At 67.9% G+C, this 16,954-nt stretch carries 15 protein-coding genes; 13 read left to right on the top strand and 2 right to left on the bottom strand.

All coding sequences use genetic code 11. The features are described from left to right. From ENN83_RS09620 to ENN83_RS09580, 9 genes are all read left to right on the top strand, one after another. Nucleotides 1-1,267 (top strand): RsmB/NOP family class I SAM-dependent RNA methyltransferase (locus ENN83_RS09620; RefSeq protein WP_287186328.1); only part of this gene is annotated, 1,267 nt, incomplete at its 5' end. Between the two features lie 134 nt (nucleotides 1,268-1,401). Next, nucleotides 1,402-3,144 (top strand): heparinase II/III family protein, encoded by a 1,743-nt coding sequence (locus ENN83_RS09615; RefSeq protein WP_287186324.1) that lies wholly within the window; start codon nucleotides 1,402-1,404, stop codon nucleotides 3,142-3,144. Nucleotides 3,145-3,147: 3 nt separating this feature from the next. Continuing rightward, a complete protein-coding gene (purH, locus tag ENN83_RS09610) occupies nucleotides 3,148-4,737 on the top strand; it encodes a bifunctional phosphoribosylaminoimidazolecarboxamide formyltransferase/IMP cyclohydrolase (RefSeq protein ID WP_287186322.1) in 1,590 nt (529 codons plus the stop codon). A gap of 4 nt (nucleotides 4,738-4,741) precedes the next feature. Next, a complete protein-coding gene (lspA, locus tag ENN83_RS09605; RefSeq protein ID WP_287186321.1) occupies nucleotides 4,742-5,212 on the top strand; it encodes a signal peptidase II in 471 nt (156 codons plus the stop codon). A gap of 53 nt (nucleotides 5,213-5,265) precedes the next feature. After that, the gene (locus tag ENN83_RS09600) at nucleotides 5,266-5,784 is read left to right on the top strand and encodes a DUF3035 domain-containing protein (RefSeq protein ID WP_414707647.1); all 519 of its coding nucleotides are present in this window, start codon (nucleotides 5,266-5,268) and stop codon (nucleotides 5,782-5,784) included. Nucleotides 5,785-5,871: 87 nt separating this feature from the next. After that, the gene (locus ENN83_RS09595) at nucleotides 5,872-7,218 is read left to right on the top strand and encodes a M16 family metallopeptidase (protein WP_287186318.1); all 1,347 of its coding nucleotides are present in this window, start codon (nucleotides 5,872-5,874) and stop codon (nucleotides 7,216-7,218) included. Then, nucleotides 7,215-8,534, top strand: a complete 1,320-nt coding sequence (locus ENN83_RS09590) for a M16 family metallopeptidase (RefSeq protein ID WP_287186316.1) — start codon at nucleotides 7,215-7,217, stop codon at nucleotides 8,532-8,534. The genes ENN83_RS09595 and ENN83_RS09590 overlap by 4 nt, the downstream gene beginning before the upstream one ends. 42 nt (nucleotides 8,535-8,576) lie before the next feature. Further along, entirely contained in the window at nucleotides 8,577-10,406 is a 1,830-nt protein-coding gene (mutL, locus tag ENN83_RS09585; RefSeq protein WP_287186314.1) for a DNA mismatch repair endonuclease MutL, read from the top strand. Further along, the gene (locus ENN83_RS09580; protein ID WP_287186311.1) at nucleotides 10,403-11,590 is read left to right on the top strand and encodes a DNA recombination protein RmuC; all 1,188 of its coding nucleotides are present in this window, start codon (nucleotides 10,403-10,405) and stop codon (nucleotides 11,588-11,590) included. Before mutL ends, ENN83_RS09580 begins: the two co-directional genes overlap by 4 nt. A gap of 3 nt (nucleotides 11,591-11,593) precedes the next feature. Here ENN83_RS09580 and ENN83_RS09575 read toward each other — a convergent pair whose 3' ends face one another. Beyond that, complete coding sequence (locus ENN83_RS09575) at nucleotides 11,594-12,250, bottom strand: ChrR family anti-sigma-E factor (RefSeq protein ID WP_287186308.1); 657 nt, start codon at nucleotides 12,248-12,250, stop codon at nucleotides 11,594-11,596. Between the two features lie 13 nt (nucleotides 12,251-12,263). Continuing rightward, entirely contained in the window at nucleotides 12,264-12,812 is a 549-nt protein-coding gene (locus tag ENN83_RS09570) for a sigma-70 family RNA polymerase sigma factor (protein ID WP_287186305.1), read from the bottom strand. 259 nt (nucleotides 12,813-13,071) lie between these two features. On the opposite strand from ENN83_RS09570, the gene ENN83_RS09565 reads away from it, so the two are divergent. Genes ENN83_RS09565 through ENN83_RS09550 form a run of 4 tightly spaced genes read left to right on the top strand, consistent with a single transcriptional unit; the run spans nucleotide 13,072 to nucleotide 16,923 of the window. Further along, nucleotides 13,072-14,370, top strand: coding sequence for an NAD(P)/FAD-dependent oxidoreductase (locus tag ENN83_RS09565; protein WP_287186302.1), 1,299 nt, complete (start codon nucleotides 13,072-13,074; stop codon nucleotides 14,368-14,370). Continuing rightward, nucleotides 14,367-15,131: a DUF1365 domain-containing protein gene (locus ENN83_RS09560; RefSeq protein ID WP_287186300.1), complete on the top strand. Its 765-nt coding sequence runs from the start codon at nucleotides 14,367-14,369 to the stop codon at nucleotides 15,129-15,131. The genes ENN83_RS09565 and ENN83_RS09560 overlap by 4 nt, the downstream gene beginning before the upstream one ends. Next, nucleotides 15,131-16,363 carry an MFS transporter gene (locus tag ENN83_RS09555; protein WP_287186298.1) on the top strand — a complete coding sequence of 411 codons (1,233 nt, stop codon included), beginning with the start codon at nucleotides 15,131-15,133 and terminating at the stop codon, nucleotides 16,361-16,363. The genes ENN83_RS09560 and ENN83_RS09555 overlap by 1 nt, the downstream gene beginning before the upstream one ends. Then, entirely contained in the window at nucleotides 16,360-16,923 is a 564-nt protein-coding gene (locus tag ENN83_RS09550; protein WP_287186296.1) for a DUF3833 domain-containing protein, read from the top strand. Before ENN83_RS09555 ends, ENN83_RS09550 begins: the two co-directional genes overlap by 4 nt. Nucleotides 16,924-16,954 lie beyond the last annotated feature (31 nt).

The raw sequence follows: 16,954 nt of genomic DNA, 5'->3' as shown, positions 1-16,954 counted from the left end.
AGACAACGCACGATCCGCGGCCTTGCGGCTTCTGGCGGGGGTGTTGGACGAACGTCGCACAATGGCCGAACTGGTCGCGCCCGACGGGCTTCTGGGCGCGCTCGGCCCCGGCGACCGGGCGCGGGCACAGCGGCTTGCGATGGCCACGCTGCGCCATCTGGAACGGGCGGACCGGGTGCTTAAGCCGCATCTGCGAAAGCCTCCGCCCCCTGCGCTGCGCCATATCCTGCGGCTGGCCACGGTCGAGATGCTGGAGGAGGGCGCCGCCCCCCACGGTGCGGTCAACGCGGCCGTGACGCTGGCCCGCTCTGGGCAGCGCGCGCAGGCGATGGCGGGGCTGGTCAATGCGGTGCTGCGCAATGTGGCCGACACGCCGCCCGCCGAATGGCAGGCGCTGGCGCCGCAACGCCTGCCGGGCTGGCTGCGCGGGCGTCTGGACAGCGCCTGGGGACGGGCGGCCGTCACCGGGATCGAGGCGGCGCATGCAGCGGGTGCGCCGCTCGATCTGACGCCGAAGGATGGCGATGCGGCCGCGCTGGCCGGGCTGATGGGGGCTGTCGCGCTGCCCACCGGGTCGGTGCGGTTGGCCACACCGGGGCAGGTTTCGGCCCTGCCCGGTTACGACAGCGGGGCCTGGTGGGTGCAGGATGCCGCGGCAGCGCTGCCCGCGAAGATCCTCGCCCCGCGCCTTGGCGAGCGGGTCCTGGACCTGTGCGCCGCGCCGGGGGGCAAGACGCTGCAACTTGCTGCCGCGGGGGCGCAGGTGACCGCGGTGGACGTTTCGCCGGCGCGCATGGCGCGGGTGGCCGAGAACCTGGCGCGCACCGGGCTGGCGGCCGATCTTGTGACCGCCGACTTGCTGGACTGGACCCCGCCCGCCCCGGCCGACGCGATCCTGCTTGATGCGCCCTGTTCGGCAACCGGCACGATCCGCCGCCACCCCGACCTGCCCTTCGCCAAGGATGCTGCTGCGATCAAGCCGCTTTTCGCGCTGCAGGCGCAGATGATCGACCGGGCGCTTTCCATGCTTGCGCCCGGGGGGCGGCTGGTCTTCTGCACCTGCTCGCTTCTGCCCGAGGAAGGCGAGGCCCAGATCGAGGCCGCGCTGGCGCGTCACCCCGCGATTGCCCCCCGCGCGCCCGAAGCGCCCTGGATCGAGCCGCATTGGCGCACGGCCCATGGCGCGCTCAGGCTGCGCCCCGATTTCTGGGCCGAGCGCGGCGGGATGGACGGCTTCTACATCGCCTGTCTTGTCAAGACCGGCTGACCGGCTTTTCGTCGGTGACAGCGCGTGGCCCCGCCGGTATTGTCCTGCCGCCGACCTCGAAGCCCGAGAGCAGATTCCAACCGATGGCAGACGCCCAGCAGAGCGCCCCCCCGCCCCGGCGGCGCGGCGAAACGATGAACCGCCTTTGGGCACGGCTCTGCACGTTGTCGCGTGGGTCGACGGGTATTGCCCGGCAGCCCGAGCCGCGCTCGATCGGCAGCTTTGCCCGGGGGCGGCAGCTTTGCGCCGGCACGTTCCTGTTCGCCGGTGGCCTTGTAGAGGCGCCGGGCGCGGCGATCTGGGAGATCGCGATGCCCTCCGCGCGGTTCGAGGAGGAGGTACACGGTTTTGCCTGGCTCGACGATCTGGCGGCCGCGGGCGACGGGGCGGCGCGCAGGCGGGCGCAGGACTGGACGCTGGGCTGGATCGACCGGTTCGGTAGGGGAAAGGGCCCCGGTTGGGCGCCCGACCTGGCCGGGCGGCGGCTGGTCCGCTGGCTGCACCATGCACTGATGTTGCTCAATGGTCTGGAACCCGCGCGTTCCGAATCGGTGTTCCGCTCGCTCGCCCAGCAGACGCTTTTCCTTGCCCGCCGCTGGCAAAGCGCCGATGCCGGCCTGCCGCGTTTCGAGGCGCTGACGGCGCTGGTCTATGCCGGGCTTTCGCTGAAGGGGATGGAAAGCCACCTGGCCCCTGCGCTGAAGGCGCTGGAGCGGGAATGCGCCCGCGAGATCGACGAGGGCGGCGGGCTTGCCTCGCGCAATCCCGAGGAATTGCTTGAGGTCTTCACGCTGCTGACCTGGGCCGAGGCTGCGCTGCGCGATGCAGGCCGCGAGCCCGCCCCCGCCCATGGTGCCGCGGTGGGGCGGATCGCACCCACGCTGCGGGCGTTGCGCCATGCCGATGGCGGGCTTGCCCGGTTCCACGGTGGCGGGCGGGGGGCCGAGGGGCGGCTTGACCAGGCGCTTGCCGAGGCGGGGGTCAAGCCGCGCCCGGTGCGCGGGCTGGCCATGGGCTATGCGCGGCTTTCGGCAGGTCGGACCACGGTGATCGTGGACGCCGCCCTGCCGCCGCCCACGGCAGGGGCGCATGCCTCGACGCTGTCCTTCGAACTGACATCCGGCCGCCGGCCGGTCATCGTCAATTGTGGCTCGGGCGCCGGGTTCGGGGACGAGTGGCTGCGGGCGGGGCGGGCGACGCCCTCCCACTCGACGCTGGCGCTCAGGGGGTTCTCGTCCTCGCGCCTTGCGCCCCGGCGGTCGGGAAGCGGCCTGTCGCCGCTGGCCGAACGACCCAGAAGCGTCGAGTTTCGCGCCGAAACGGGACCTGCGGGCCACAGCCTGACGGCGTGGCATGACGGCTATGGGTCGACCCACGGGCTGACCCATGTGCGCCAGTTCATGCTGGCCTATGACGGGCGTGCGCTGTCGGGCGAGGAGACTCTTGCCGCCTTTGCCGATGCCGAACGTGCGACTTTCGACCGCATGCTGGGCCGCAGCGGCGGCGAGGGCATCGCCTTCGACATCCGCTTCCACATCCACCCCGATGTCGATACCGAGATCGACATGGGCGGCGCGGCGGTGTCGCTGGCCCTGAAAAGCGGCGAGATCTGGGTATTCCGCCATGACGGCGCGGCCGAATTGCAGCTTTTGCCAAGCGTCTATCTGGAAAAGGGCCGCGCGAGGCCGCGCGCGACGAAACAAATCGTTCTCTCCGCCCGCGTGATGGATTATGCGAGCCTCATCACATGGACCCTGGCCAAGGCCCAGGACGGCAGCAGCGCGCAGGCTCCGCACGACCTCGGGCAAGAGGACGAGGCAGAGCAGGCCTGGGTGCTGCCCTGGGCGCGGCGGGTCCGACCAGACCACGAAGGATAGACCATGACCGACCTGGTGCCCCTGCGCCGCGCGCTGATTTCCGTTTCTGACAAGACCGGGCTCGTCGAGCTTGGCCGGGCGCTGGCCGCGCGGGGGGTGGAACTGCTGTCCACCGGCGGCACGGCGCGCAGCCTGCGCGAGGCCGGGCTGGGCGTGATCGACGTTGCCGATGTGACCGGCTTTCCCGAGATGATGGATGGCCGGGTCAAGACCCTGCACCCGATGGTGCATGGCGGGCTTCTGGCGCTGCGCGACAACCCCGCCCATGTCGCCGCGATGGAAAGCCACGGGATCGGCGCGATCGACCTTCTGGTGGTCAACCTCTACCCGTTCGAGGAAACCGTGGCCGCGGGCGGCGATTATGCCGAATGCATCGAGAATATCGACATCGGCGGTCCGGCGATGATCCGGGCGGCGGCGAAGAACCATGCCTTTGTCAACGTGGTCGTGGATACCGCGGATTACGCCCCCCTGCTGGCCGAGCTTGAGGTGCAGGGCGGTGCGACCACGCTGGCCTTCCGGCAGGCGCTGGCGCAGCGGGCCTATGCGCGGACGGCGGCCTATGATGCGGCCGTGTCCAACTGGATGGCGGGCGCGCTGGGCGAGACCGCGCCGCGGCGGCGTGCCTTTGCCGGGACGCTGGCCCAGACCCTGCGCTATGGCGAGAACCCGCACCAGCGGGCGGCCTTCTATGTCGACGGATCGGACCGGCCGGGGGTGGCGACCGCGACCCAGTGGCAGGGCAAGGAGCTGTCCTACAACAACATCAACGACACCGACGCGGCGTTCGAACTGGTCAGCGAGTTCCTGCCCGCCGACGGTCCGGCCTGCGCCATCATCAAGCACGCCAATCCCTGCGGCGTTGCCCGCGGCGCGTCGCTGGAAGAGGCCTATCGGCGCGCCTTCGACTGCGACCGGACCTCGGCCTTCGGCGGGATCGTGGCGCTGAACATGAAGCTTGACGCCCCCACGGCGCGAGCGATCTGCGAGATCTTCACCGAAGTCGTCATCGCGCCCGCGGCCGACGATGCGGCCAAGGAGATCTTTGCCGCCAAGAAGAACCTGCGCCTTCTGACCGCCGGGGGGCTTGCGAACCCGGCTGCGCCGGGGCTTGCGTTCCGGCAGGTTTCGGGCGGGTTCCTCGTGCAGGATCGCGACAATGGCAGGTTGACGCGCGATGCGCTGAAGGTGGTGACGAAACGCCCGCCGTCGGAGGCCGAGATCGCAGACATGCTGTTCGCCTGGACGGTCGCCAAGCATGTGAAGTCGAACGCCATCGTCTATGTCAGGGACGGGGCGACCGTGGGTGTCGGCGCGGGCCAGATGAGCCGGGTGGACAGCACCCGCATCGCCGCGCGCAAGGCACAGGACATGGCCGAGGTGCTCGGGCTTGCGGCGCCGCTGACGCGCGGTTCGGTCGTTGCCTCGGACGCCTTCTTTCCCTTCCCCGACGGTCTGTTGACCACGGCCGAGGCGGGGGCGACGGCGGTGATCCAGCCCGGCGGGTCGATGCGCGACGACGAGGTGATCGCAGCTGCGGACGAGGCGGGGCTGGCGATGGTCTTTACCGGCATGCGCCACTTCCTGCACTGACGCGATGCGATTGCTTGCGATCATCACGGCACTGGTCTTCGTGCTGGATCAGGCGACCAAGTTCCATGTCGTGCAGGTTCTGGGCCTGGCCGAACGGCTGCGGATCGACGTTTTCCCGCCCTATCTGAACCTGCGCATGGCTTGGAATCGCGGGATGAATTTCGGCCTTCTGTCGAATGACGCCGAGCTTGGCCGCTGGCTGCTGATCGCGGTGGCGCTGGCAATCTCGGCCGGGGTGACATTCTGGCTGGCGCGGGGGCCGCAGCGGCCGGTCGCGCTGGTTTCGGGCGGGTTTCTGGTGGGCGGCGCGCTGGGAAATGTCGTGGATCGGCTGGTCTATGGGGCGGTCGCCGACTTCCTGAACATGTCCTGCTGCGGAATCGACAACCCCTATGCCTTCAACGTCGCCGATATCGCGATCTTTGCAGGCGCGCTGGGACTTGTGGTCTTTACCGGCCGCGACAAGACCCCGTGACGCCGCCCGAGCCTTGCGCTAAAGAGGGCGGGACCGGACGGAGGGAAGGGCATATGCGATCCGCGCGCATGGTGGTTCTTGGGGGGCTGATGGCCGCGACGCTGGCCGCGTGCAGCCGTGACAAGACGCCTGAACTCATGAACCTGCGCACGTCGAACCGTAGCCCGGACGAGTTCGCTATCCTGCCCGGCAAGCCTCTGGAAATGCCGCAGGACTTCGCCCAGTTGCCGCCGCCGAACCCGGGCGGTCCGTCGCGCACGGATGCCTCGCCCGAGGCCGACGCGATCGCCGCGCTTGGCGGCAACGCCGCGCGGGCCATGCCCGCAGACAGCGGGTTGATGGTCCATGTCACGCGATATGGCGTCAGCCCAACGATCCGCCAGACGCTGGCCGCCGAGGACTTGGAATATCGCCGCCAGAATGACGGCCGCCTTCTGGAGCGGGTGTTCAACGTCAACGTCTATTACAAGGCCTACCGCAAGCAATCGCTCGACCAGCATGCCGAACTGGAACGCTGGCGGGCCGCAGGTGCGCGAAATGTCGGCGCCCCGCCCGAAGGCGCGACGCCCTAGCGCGGCTCACAACTGCGTGCCGCCTGCTTGAAAATGCCGGCGCTCCGCGTAGCTTGACTGGAACCTTTCGCACAAGGACGGGACCCGATGCACGCGATCAGACTGGCGTTTTTCGCCCTTCTGCTGATGGCCCTGCCCATCCGGGCAGAGAATGTTGCGGCCTTTACCCTCGAGAACGGTCTTGAGGTCGTGGTGATCGAGGATCATCGCGCGCCGGTCGTGGTGCACATGGTCTGGTACCGTGTCGGTGCCGCGGACGAGCCGCCCGGAAAGTCCGGCATCGCGCATTTTCTGGAACATCTGATGTTCAAGGGCACCCAGACACTGGCCCCGGGCGAATTCTCGGCCATCGTGCAGGCCAATGGCGGGTCCGACAACGCCTTTACCTCGTGGGACTATACCGCCTATTTCCAGCGCGTCGCCGCCGACAGGCTGGGCCTGATGATGCAGATCGAGTCCGATCGGATGGCCAATTTGCGCCTCGCCGCCGAGGACGTGCTGACCGAACGCGATGTGATCCTTGAAGAACGCAACCAGCGCACCGAGAACGACCCCGGCGCGCTTTTCTCGGAACAGCGCCGCGCTGCGCAATACCTGAACCATCCCTACGGTATCCCGATTATCGGCTGGCGCCACGAGATCGAGGAGCTGTCCAAAGCCGATGCGCTGGACTTCTACGAAACCTTTTACGCGCCGAACAACGCGATCCTTGTCGTGGCGGGCGATGTGACGGCCGACGAGGTGCGCGCGCTGGCCGAAGAGCATTACGGGAAGCTTGCCCCATCCGAGGCCCTGCCCGAACGCATCCGCCCGCAGGAACCGCCGCAACGGGCCGAGCGGCGCCTGACATTCGCCGATCCGCGCGTGGGCCAGCCCTATATCCTGCGCACCTATCTGGCGCCGGAACGCGACGCCGGTGCGCAGGAAACCGCCGCAGCGCTGACCTATCTGGCCGAGATCCTGGGCGGCGAGGGGGCCAATTCGGTGCTGGGCGACAAGCTGCAATTCGACGCGCAGACCGCGATCTACAGCTCGGCCTTCTATGACGGGCTGTCGCTCGACGCGACGACCTTCGGGCTGGTCGTGGTGCCCGCGCCGGGCGTGACGCTGGCCGAGGCCGAGGCGGCGCTGGATGCCGCGCTGGCCGAGTTCTTGGAGGAAGGCGTCGATCCCACCCTGTTCGAAACGCTCAAGATGCGCATGCGGGCGGCCGAGATCTATGCGCTGGACAGCGTGCAGGGCCGCGCGCGGCGCTATGGGGCGGCGCTTGCCTCGGGGTTGACGGTCCGGGATGTGCAGGACTGGCCCGCGATCCTTCAGGCGGTGACGCCCGAGGATGTGATGGCCGCCGCCCACGCCGTTCTGAACCGCGCCAACGCGGTTACCGGCTGGCTGGAGCGTCCCGTGGAGCGAAAGGCGGAGGTCACGCAATGAGCATGTTCCGCCTCATCGCCCTTGCCGGAATGGTGCTGTGGCTGGCGCTGCCCGCCCGCGCGGCGATGGAGATCCGCGAGGTCACCTCGCCCGGAGGGATCGGTGCCTGGCTGGTCGAAAGCCACGATATTCCCTTCGTCGCACTGGAAATCCGATTCCGCGGGGGCACGAGCCTCGATGCGCCGGACAAGCGCGGGGCGGTCAACCTGATGACCGCGTTGCTTGATGAGGGCGCGGGCGAGATGGATGCGCGCGCCTTCGCACGGGCGCGCGGTGCGCTGGCGGCGTCTTTCCGCTTCGGGTCCAGCCGCGATTCGCTGTCGGTTTCGGCCCGGATGCTGACCGAGAACCGCGATCAGGCGGTTAGCTTGCTGCGGCAGGCCCTGCACGCCCCGCGTTTCGATGCCGACGCGGTCGAGCGGGTGCGCGGGCGGGTGCTGGCCTCGATTCGGTCCGATGCGACCGATCCGGGCAGGATCGCGGCGCGCACCTTCAACCGGCTGGCCTTTGGCGATCACCCTTATGGCAGCGCGTCGGACGGCACCGAGCAAAGCGTTGCCGCGTTGACCCGTGACGATCTGGTCGCGGCGCATTCCCGCACCATCGCCCGCGACCGAATTTATGTCGCCGCCGCCGGTGACATCACCGCCGAGGACCTGGGCGCGCTGCTCGACGCGCTGTTCGACGGGCTGCCCGAGACCGGCGCGCCGCTGCCCGAGCGGGCCGAATACGGGCTTGGCGGTGGCGTGACCGTGGTGCCCTTCGACACGCCGCAATCGGTTGCCGTTTTCGGCCATGAGGGGATGGAACGCGATCACCCCGATTTCTTCGCCGCCTATGTGATGAACGAGGTGCTGGGCGCCGGCGGCTTCGAATCGCGCCTGATGAAGGAGGTTCGCGGCAAGCGCGGGCTGACCTATGGCGTCTATTCCTATCTTTACCCGATGGATTACGCCGCGCTTGTTCTGGGGCAGGTGGCGTCGGCGAATGACCGCATCGCCCAGGCGATCTCGGTGATTCGCGATGAATGGGTGCGGATGGCGGCAGAGGGTGTCACCGAACAGGAGCTCGAGGACGTCAAGACCTATCTCACCGGCGCCTATCCGCTGCGCTTCGACGGTAATGCGCCCATCGCGCGTATCCTTGTCGGCATGCAGATGGAGGGGTTGGAGCCCGATTACGTCAACACCCGCAACGACAAGATCATGGCCGTGACGCTTGAGGAAGTGAAGCGCGTGGCCGGCGAGTTGCTGCACCCCGACCGGCTGCATTTCGTCGTGGTGGGCCAGCCCGAGGGGCTTGAGACGACCAACTGATCGCAGTGGCAGAATCGGGGTGGACATGCTAACCCTTGTGGCATGAACTCGCCCAACCCCAACATAAGCGCCGATCTTCCCCCGATTCGCCAGCTTGACGAAGCCGCGATCAACCGCATAGCCGCGGGTGAGGTGGTCGAGCGCCCGGCCTCGGCGGTCAAGGAACTGGTCGAAAACGCGCTGGACGCGGGCGCGCACCGGATCGAGGTCGCCATCGCCCATGGCGGCAAGACACTGATCCGGGTCAGCGATGACGGGCACGGGATCGCGGGCGAGGATCTTCCGCTGGCGCTGGCCCGTCATGCGACGTCCAAGATCGACGGATCGGACCTTTTGAACATCGCAAGCTTCGGCTTCCGTGGCGAGGCGCTGCCCTCGCTGGGGGCGGTTGGGCGGCTGAGCATCACCAGCCGCGCACCGGGCGCGGCGGCCGCGCGGATCGAGGTATCGGGCGGCTGCATGGGGCCGGTCACGCCCGCGGGGCTGACCCGCGGGACGGTGGTCGAGTTGCGCGACCTGTTCTTCGCTACGCCCGCCCGGCTGAAATTCCTGCGTTCCGACCGCGCCGAGGGGCAGGCCATCGGCGACGTGATCCGGCGGCTGGCGATGGCCGAGCCCTTTGTGGCCTTCGTTCTGCGCGACGTTTCCGAGGGCGGCGAGGGCCGCGTGATCTTTCGCGCCGATGCCGAGACGGGGGATCTGTTCGATGCGATGCGCGGACGGCTGGCGCGCGTTCTGGGCGCCGACTTCGCCGAGAACGCGTTGCGGATCGAGGCCGAGCGCGAGGGCGTCGGGCTGAGCGGCTATGCCGCGCTGCCGACCTATTCGCGGGGCGCGGCGGTCGCGCAATACCTGTTCGTGAATGGCCGCCCGGTGCGGGACAAGCTGCTGATCGGGGCGCTGAGGGCGGCCTATGCCGATTTCCTGTCGCGCGACCGGCACCCGGCGGCGGCGCTGTTTGTCGACTGCGCCCCGACCTTCGTGGACGTCAACGTGCATCCCGCCAAGGCCGAGGTCCGATTTCGCGAACCGGGTCTGGTGCGCGGGCTGATCGTCTCTGCGCTGCGCCACGCGCTGGCCGAGGCGGGGCACCGGGCGTCCTCGACAGTGGCGGGCGCGACGCTGGGGGCGATGCGGCCCGAACCCATCGTCGGCCCCCGCGCCTACCAGATGGACCGGCCCGGGCCGCGCGCGCTGGCCGCCGCCTATGCCGCGCAGGCGCCCGCGCCGCTGGAGCCGGGCTTCGCCGAACCTTCGGCCCGGTTCGAGGCGGCCGAGCCCGAGGCCGAAGCCTTGCCGCTGGGGGCGGCGCGGGCACAGATCCACGAAAACTACATCATCGCCCAGACCGCGACCGGCATGGTCATCGTCGACCAGCATGCCGCGCACGAGCGGCTGGTCTACGAACGGCTGAAACGCCAGTTGGCGGATACCGGGGTGGCCGCGCAGGCGTTGCTGATCCCCGAGATCGTGGACCTGTCCGAAGACGATGCCGCGCGGCTGATCGACCATGCCGGGACGCTGGCGCGCCTTGGCCTGACGGTCGAACCCTTCGGCCCCGGCGCGGTGGTGGTGCGGGAAACGCCCGCGCTGCTGGGCGAGGTGAACGCGGGCGCCCTGATCCGCGACATCCTCGACGACCTGACCGATCTGGGCGACAGCCAGACCCTGCAGGCGCGGATCGAGGCGATCCTGTCCCGCGTCGCCTGCCACGGCTCGATCCGTTCGGGCCGACGGATGCGGGTGGACGAGATGAACGCGCTGCTGCGCGAGATGGAGGCGACGCCCCATTCCGGCCAGTGCAACCACGGGCGGCCGACCTACGTGGAACTGAGGCTGTCCGATATCGAAAAGCTGTTCGGGCGGCGATGATCCAGATCGGCAAGGACATCGTGATCGGCGGGCGGACCTATGACTGGTCCGATCCGGCGGTGATCGGCGCGGGCGTCGTCGCGGCGCTGGTGATCCTTGTCGTCGCGCTTCTGATCCTGACCGTGCGCCGGTCCGGGCGGTCGGCGTCGCTGGCCGAACCGCTGATCTACCAGATGGACCAGCTGACCCGCCGGATCGAGGCCCTGGGCGAAGGCCAGCACCGGCTGGCTGGCGGGCTGACCCATGTCTCGGAGGCGCAGGCGGCGAGCCAGGCCAACATGCTGCGGCTGATGGAGGCGCGGCTGGCCCATGTCTCCGAGCAGATGAACCTGAACCTCGAAGGCGCCTCTCGCCGGACGGCGCTGAGCCTTGGGGAATTGCAGCAGCGGCTGGTGACCATCGACAGGGCGCAGGCGAATATCGAGAAGCTGTCGGGCGATGTCCTGTCCCTGCAGGACATCCTGTCGAACAAGCAGACCCGCGGGGCCTTTGGCGAGATCCAGCTGCACGACATCGTCGGCAAGGCACTGCCCAAGGACAGCTACGCGATGCAGGTCACGCTGTCGAACGGCAAGCGGGCGGATTGCCTGATCCACTTGCCGAACCCGCCGGGGGCGATCGTGATCGATTCGAAATTCCCGCTGGAAGCCTATGAGGCGCTGCGCCGGGCGGGGACGCAGTGGGAGTTGAACGAGGCGGCGAAACAGCTGCGCACCTCGGTCCGGGCGCATATACGGGCGATTTCAGAGAAATACATCCTTGAGGGCGAGACGGCGGACGGCGCGCTGATGTTCCTGCCCTCCGAGGCGGTCTATGCGGAACTGCACGCCAATTTCCCCGAACTTGTCCGCGAGGGGTTCGAGGCGCGGGTCTGGATTGTCTCGCCCACCACCTGCATGGCGACGCTGAACACGATGCGCGCGATCCTGAAAGACGCGCGGATGCGCGAACAGGCCGGCGCGATCCGCAAGACGCTGAAGCAGTTGCACCGGGATGTGGAACTGGTTGTCGAACGGGTGGACAAACTGAACACCCATTTCGGACAGGCGCGGGCCGATCTGGAAAGCATCGGAACCGCAGCCGAGCGGGCGGGCAAGCGCGCGGCCCGGCTGGACAATTTCGACTTCGAGGAGCTCGAGGACGAGGCGCCCCGTGTCGCCGGCCTGACCAAGCCCGCCGAGTGACGCCTAGATCCCGATGAAGGGCTGGGCGATACGCGGCAACAGGCCTGAGAATTTCAGCGGAGCGTCGGTCGCCACGATGCAGATGCAATCGGCGCCGGGGGCCGCGACGGGGGTGTGCTTGAGATCCTCGTTCGCCACCTCGACATCGCCCCGGCCGAAATGCCCATCGTCATCGTCGAAGGCGCCTTGCAGCACCATCGTCAATTCCATCCCTGCGTGGCCGTGATCGGGCATGGCCACACCGGCAGGGATGTAAAGCAGCCGGACCGTAGCGTCGGCCGAGGTCGGCAGCACCGCCTGACGCACCTTTCCGCCCAGCGAGCGCCACTGCACCGCGTCGACATCGCCGCCCACATAGTCGCGCAGGGGCTTGGGGAACAGGCTCTTCACGCTCTCGTCCGCGGCCTTGATCCGGGTTTCGGTCGGCATCTGCGCGATCAACCGCATCGTCGCGGCAAAGCTGTCCTCTTCCATCGCGCAAGCGGGCGCCTCGTCCAGCACTGCGCCCCCGACTGCCTCGAAACCGGCAAGCCGCGCGCGGCATTCGTCGCACAGGGAGACATGCGTCGCCACGACCAGACTGAACGCCTCGGGCAGGTTGCCCGCAGCATAGGACATCAGCAAGTCATCGGTCAGGTGGTGGTTGATCGTGCTGGTCATGGGTGCCGTCTTCTCATTTCATCTCCTGGCGCAAACGCTCAAGCGCCAGACGTATCCTGGACTTGATCGTCCCGAGCGGAAGTCCCGTCTCGGCGGCGATCTCGCTGTGCGAAAGTTCCCCGAAAAAGGCTCTTTCGATCAGCACTCTCTGTTTCTCGGGCAGGGCGGCAAGCGCCCGGCCCAGTTGTTCGCTCTCCTGTTGCAGGGCGATGGTTTCGGACTGGTCGGGCTCGTGCTCGGGTCCCCAGGTCAGATCCTCGGGTTCCGGGCGACGCTGTTTTCTCAGCGCGTCGATCCGCCGATTCCGGGCGATGGTAAAGACCCAGGTCGCCACGCTCGCCCGTTCCGGGTCGAACAGTTGCGCCTTGTGCCAGACCGTCGCCATCACCTCCTGCGCACATTCCTCCGCAAGGGACGAATCCGCCCCCGATTTCATCAAGAACGCCTTCACGCGTGGGGCGAAATGGGCGAACAACTCTCCGAAAGCTGCCTGGTCCTTGTCGGACCGAACCCGCTCCACCAGCCGCACCCAGCGCGCATCTGACGTATGTCTTTCGTTCAAGACCCTCGCCTCGACAGATCGGACCGCCCCATTCCGGGCGGCAGGATAGGCCCTGACTGCAAGGGCTGCATCCGATTCCTCGAAGGCACGAGCGCCGTTCAACATAGAGTGAATACGGTGTTGGGGTCCGGCCGGATCACCGGATTGCCGAAAAAAGCGTCGGAATGCGTGTTACTCCTGTCCGGACAGGGCGTGGGCCGCTGGACAGCAGGGCACCCGAGGCCATATCCAACCAACGAACAAAGCAGGAGCAGGACAGATGCCTTTCGAAACCGCAGCGGGTGCCCCCCGCCGCATCGCCGTGATCGGAGCCGGGATCTCGGGCCTTGGCGCGGCGCATTTGCTGGCGGCGGATCACCGCATCACCCTGTTCGAGGCTGAGCCGCGGCTGGGCGGGCATGCGCGCACGGTGCTGGCGGGCAAACGGGGTGATCAGCCGGTCGATACCGGCTTCATCGTGTTCAACTACGTCAACTACCCGATGATGACGCGGCTGTTCGACGAACTTCAGGTGCCGGTGGCGGAATCCGACATGAGCTTTGGCGCCTCGCTCGATGGTGGGGCGTTCGAATACGGGCTGAAGAACCTCAAGGCCGTCTTCGCCCAGCCCTCGAACGCGCTGAACCCGCAATTCCTGGGCATGCTGCGCGACGTGATGAAGTTCAACGCCAACGCGCTCAAGGTCGCGCGCGCCCATCCCGACGCGACCATCGGCGAGTTCCTGGCGGCGCTGGGCACCGGCGCGTGGTTCCGCGACCGTTACCTGCTGCCGCTTTCGGGCGCGATCTGGTCGACGCCCGTGCAGGGCATCCTCGATTTCCCGGCGCATGCGATGATCCGCTTCTTCGAGAACCACGCGCTGCTCAGCCACAAGGGCCAGCACCAGTGGTACACGGTGCGGGGCGGGTCCATCGAATATGTCCGCCGACTGGAAGCCGCGCTGACGGGGCAGGGCGTCGAGATTCGCACCAGCGCCCCGGTCGAGGCGGTGCGCCGTACCGAGGGCGGGGTGGAACTCCGCGCGACGGGGGCCGAGTGGGAGGCGTTCGACGAAGTCGTGTTCGCGACCCATTCCGATGACACGCTGGTGATGTTGGCCGATCCCAGCCCCGAGGAACGCGCCACGCTGGGCGCGGTGCGCTACCAGCCGAACGATGCCGTCCTGCATTCCGATACCGGCCTGATGCCGAGGCGGCGCGGGGCATGGGCCAGCTGGGTATATACCGAGGACCGCGGCCAGCGCAGCGACCGGATCGACCTCACCTACTGGATGAACTCGTTGCAGCCGATCCCCGAAAGCGATCCGCTTTTCGTGACGCTGAACACCCGCCGGACGATCCGCCAGGAACTGATCCACGATCAGGTCACCTTCCGCCATCCGGTCTACGACCTGGCCGCGCTCGCGGCGCAGGCCCGGATTCGCGAGACCAACGGGACCAACCGCACCTGGTTCTGTGGCGCCTGGATGCGCAACGGCTTCCACGAGGACGGGCTGGCCAGCGCGCATGCCGTCGTCGAGGCGATGAAGCGGCGCGAACGCGAGACGGTGGCGGCATGACCCCAATTGTCGAACATGTCCGCGGCACGACCTTTCACCAGCGGCGCGGCAAGGTGGATCACAAGCTGCGCCATTCGGTCGATTACGTCCTTTACGATGCCGAAGTCCCTGCGCCGAAGCGCCCGCGCCTGTTCTCGCTGAACCGCCGCAACATCATGTCGGTCTGGGACCGCGACCATGGCGGGCCGTGGGGTCAGGGGCGCGGCGCGGAATGGGTGCGCGAGGTGCTCAAGGCGCATGACCTGTTTGCGGCCAAGGGGCGGATCGAGCTTCTGACCCTGCCGCGCGTTCTGGGGGCCGAGTTCAACCCTGTCAGCTTCTGGCTGTGCTACGGCAAGGACGAGACGCTGCGCGCGGTGATCGCCGAGGTGAACAATCCCTGGCGCGACCGCCATTCCTACCTGTGCCGCCACGCCGACCAGCGCCCGATCGAGCCGTCGGACATCCTGACGGCGGTCAAGATCTTCCACGTGTCGCCGTTCCTTCCGGTCGAGGGGGGCTATCGCTTCCGCTTCGACATCCGGCCCGAGAAGGTCGGCATCTGGATCGATTATTCCACGAATGGCGAGGACGGGCTTTACGCCACGCTGACAGGGCCGCGTCGGCCGCTGACAAGCTGGCGCATCCTTGTCGGGCTTGTCCGGCGGCCCTTCGGCTCGATCCGGGTTCTGGCACTGATCTACTGGCACGCACTGTGGCTCAAGCTCAAGGGCGCGAAATACCGCGCCCGCCCCGAGCCGCCGGGCAAAGAGGTCAGTTGATGGTCAAGGCGGCACCGCTTTCGGGCTATGCGGTGTTTGCCGCGCTTCTGGCCTCGGCCGGGCTTCCGATCTATATCCACGCGCCCAAGTTCTATGTCGATGAATATGGCGTCAGCCTCGCGGCGTTGGGCGCGGTGTTGTTCGGGCTCAGGCTGTTCGACGTGGTGCAGGACCCGGTTCTGGGCTGGCTGTCGGAACGTCTGCGCCGGGCGCGAGGTCTTGCGGTGGGCGTCGCCGTGGCGCTGCTGGCGGGCTCGATGTGGGCGCTGTTCGCGGCCCCACCGCCCGTCGCGCCGCTGCTGTGGTTCGGGCTGACGCTGACCGGGCTGTTCACCGCGTTCAGCTTTCTGACCATCACTTTCTATGCGCAGGGCGTGTCGCGAGCCGGGCAAATGGGGGCGGGCGGACATGTCCGTGTTGCTGCCTGGCGCGAGACCGGCGCGCTTCTGGGGGTCAGCGCGGCGGCGGTGGCGCCGACGCTGCTGATCGGGACCGGTGCGCCCTTTGCGGCCTTTGCGGCGGGGTTTGTCGGGCTCGCGCTGGTTGCCGCGTTCGCGATGCGCCGCGAATGGCGCCTGCCCGCCGCTGCGCAGGAGGGCGGTTTCCGCGAGGTGCTGTCCGACCCCATAGCGCGGCGCTTGCTGATCGTGGCGCTGGTCAATGCCACACCCGTTGCCGTGACCTCGACGCTGTTCCTGTTCTTCGTCGAAAGCCGGTTGGCCGCGCCGGGATGGGAGGGGCCGCTTCTGCTGCTGTTCTTCCTGTCGGCGGCTGCCTCTGCCCCCCTCTGGGGCCGGGCCGCGTGCATCTGGGGCGAGAAGCGCACGCTGATCGGGGGCATGGTGCTGTCGATCCTTGCCTTTGCCCATGCCGCCTTTCTGGGTGCGGGCGACATCCTGCCTTTTGCGCTGATCTGCATCGCCTCGGGCGCGGCGCTGGGCGCGGACATGACGCTTTTGCCCGCGATCTTTGCCGGACGCATGGCCCATGTGGCGCCGAATGCGGGCCGGGCTTTCGGGCTCTGGACCTTCGTTTCGAAATTCACCCTGGCCTTTGCCGCGGTTTCGCTTCTGCCGCTGTTGCAGCGTGCGGGCTTTGCCGCCGGGGCCGATAACCCGCCGGGCGCGCTGGCGATGCTGAGCGTGCTTTATGCTCTTGTGCCCTGCGCCCTGAAACTTCTTGCGATCGCGCTTCTGGCCGCGACGCCCCTGACCCGGGAGACGGACAGATGAGTTTTTTCCTGGGCTTCGGTCTTGGTGCGCTGGCGGTTCTGACGCTGGCCATCCTGCGCGGGCGGTTGCTGGCCTTTCCCGCCCAGAAGGCCGGGGATTATGCCGGCAAGGGCCCGGAATTCGACATCCGCCGCCATATCAACGGCCCGATCCTGTGCGAGGGCGTGATCTACGGGCCCACGGGCCGCGTTGCTTCGCGCTTCGTGGCTGATTTCGAGGCGCGGTGGGAGGGCAATGCCGGCACCATGACCGAGGAATTCCGCTACGACAGCGGCGCGACGCAAAACCGGCGCTGGGATTTCACGCTTGGCAATGACGGGCATATCCGCGCACAGGCGCCCGATGTGGTGGGCGATGGCGAGGGCTGGCAAAAGGGCTCGGCGGTGCATCTGCGCTATCGCATCCGCCTGCCCGAGGATGCGGGTGGTCAAGTGCTGGACGTTGTCGACTGGATGTATCTGATGGAGAACGGCACGATCATGAACCGCAGCCAGTTCCGGAAATTCGGCATTCCCGTTGCCGAACTCGTTGCGACCATGCGACCCAAAGGTGCAGCATGAGCGATTGGATCGGCAAGCGTTACTGGATCGT

The organism is Rhodovulum sp. (genome assembly GCF_011048875.1).
GTDB classification, from domain to species: Bacteria; Pseudomonadota; Alphaproteobacteria; order Rhodobacterales; family Rhodobacteraceae; genus Rhodovulum; species Rhodovulum tesquicola.
The sequence above is the reverse complement of the archived record's forward strand: the minus strand, read 5'-3'. Positions and strand labels throughout refer to the sequence as shown.

Excerpts from the sequence above, each read along its gene's own strand:
- ENN83_RS09615 (WP_287186324.1), top strand. The coding sequence starts at position 1,402 with ATGAACCGCCTTTGGGCACGGCTCTGCACGTTGTCGCGTGGGTCGACG.
- purH (WP_287186322.1), top strand. The coding sequence starts at position 3,148 with ATGACCGACCTGGTGCCCCTGCGCCGCGCGCTGATTTCCGTTTCTGAC.
- lspA (WP_287186321.1), top strand. The coding sequence starts at position 4,742 with ATGCGATTGCTTGCGATCATCACGGCACTGGTCTTCGTGCTGGATCAG.
- ENN83_RS09600 (WP_414707647.1), top strand. The coding sequence starts at position 5,266 with ATGCGATCCGCGCGCATGGTGGTTCTTGGGGGGCTGATGGCCGCGACG.
- ENN83_RS09595 (WP_287186318.1), top strand. The coding sequence starts at position 5,872 with ATGCACGCGATCAGACTGGCGTTTTTCGCCCTTCTGCTGATGGCCCTG.
- ENN83_RS09590 (WP_287186316.1), top strand. The coding sequence starts at position 7,215 with ATGAGCATGTTCCGCCTCATCGCCCTTGCCGGAATGGTGCTGTGGCTG.
- mutL (WP_287186314.1), top strand. The coding sequence starts at position 8,577 with ATGAACTCGCCCAACCCCAACATAAGCGCCGATCTTCCCCCGATTCGC.
- ENN83_RS09580 (WP_287186311.1), top strand. The coding sequence starts at position 10,403 with ATGATCCAGATCGGCAAGGACATCGTGATCGGCGGGCGGACCTATGAC.
- ENN83_RS09575 (WP_287186308.1), bottom strand. The coding sequence starts at position 12,250 with ATGACCAGCACGATCAACCACCACCTGACCGATGACTTGCTGATGTCC.
- ENN83_RS09565 (WP_287186302.1), top strand. The coding sequence starts at position 13,072 with ATGCCTTTCGAAACCGCAGCGGGTGCCCCCCGCCGCATCGCCGTGATC.
- ENN83_RS09560 (WP_287186300.1), top strand. The coding sequence starts at position 14,367 with ATGACCCCAATTGTCGAACATGTCCGCGGCACGACCTTTCACCAGCGG.
- ENN83_RS09555 (WP_287186298.1), top strand. The coding sequence starts at position 15,131 with ATGGTCAAGGCGGCACCGCTTTCGGGCTATGCGGTGTTTGCCGCGCTT.
- ENN83_RS09550 (WP_287186296.1), top strand. The coding sequence starts at position 16,360 with ATGAGTTTTTTCCTGGGCTTCGGTCTTGGTGCGCTGGCGGTTCTGACG.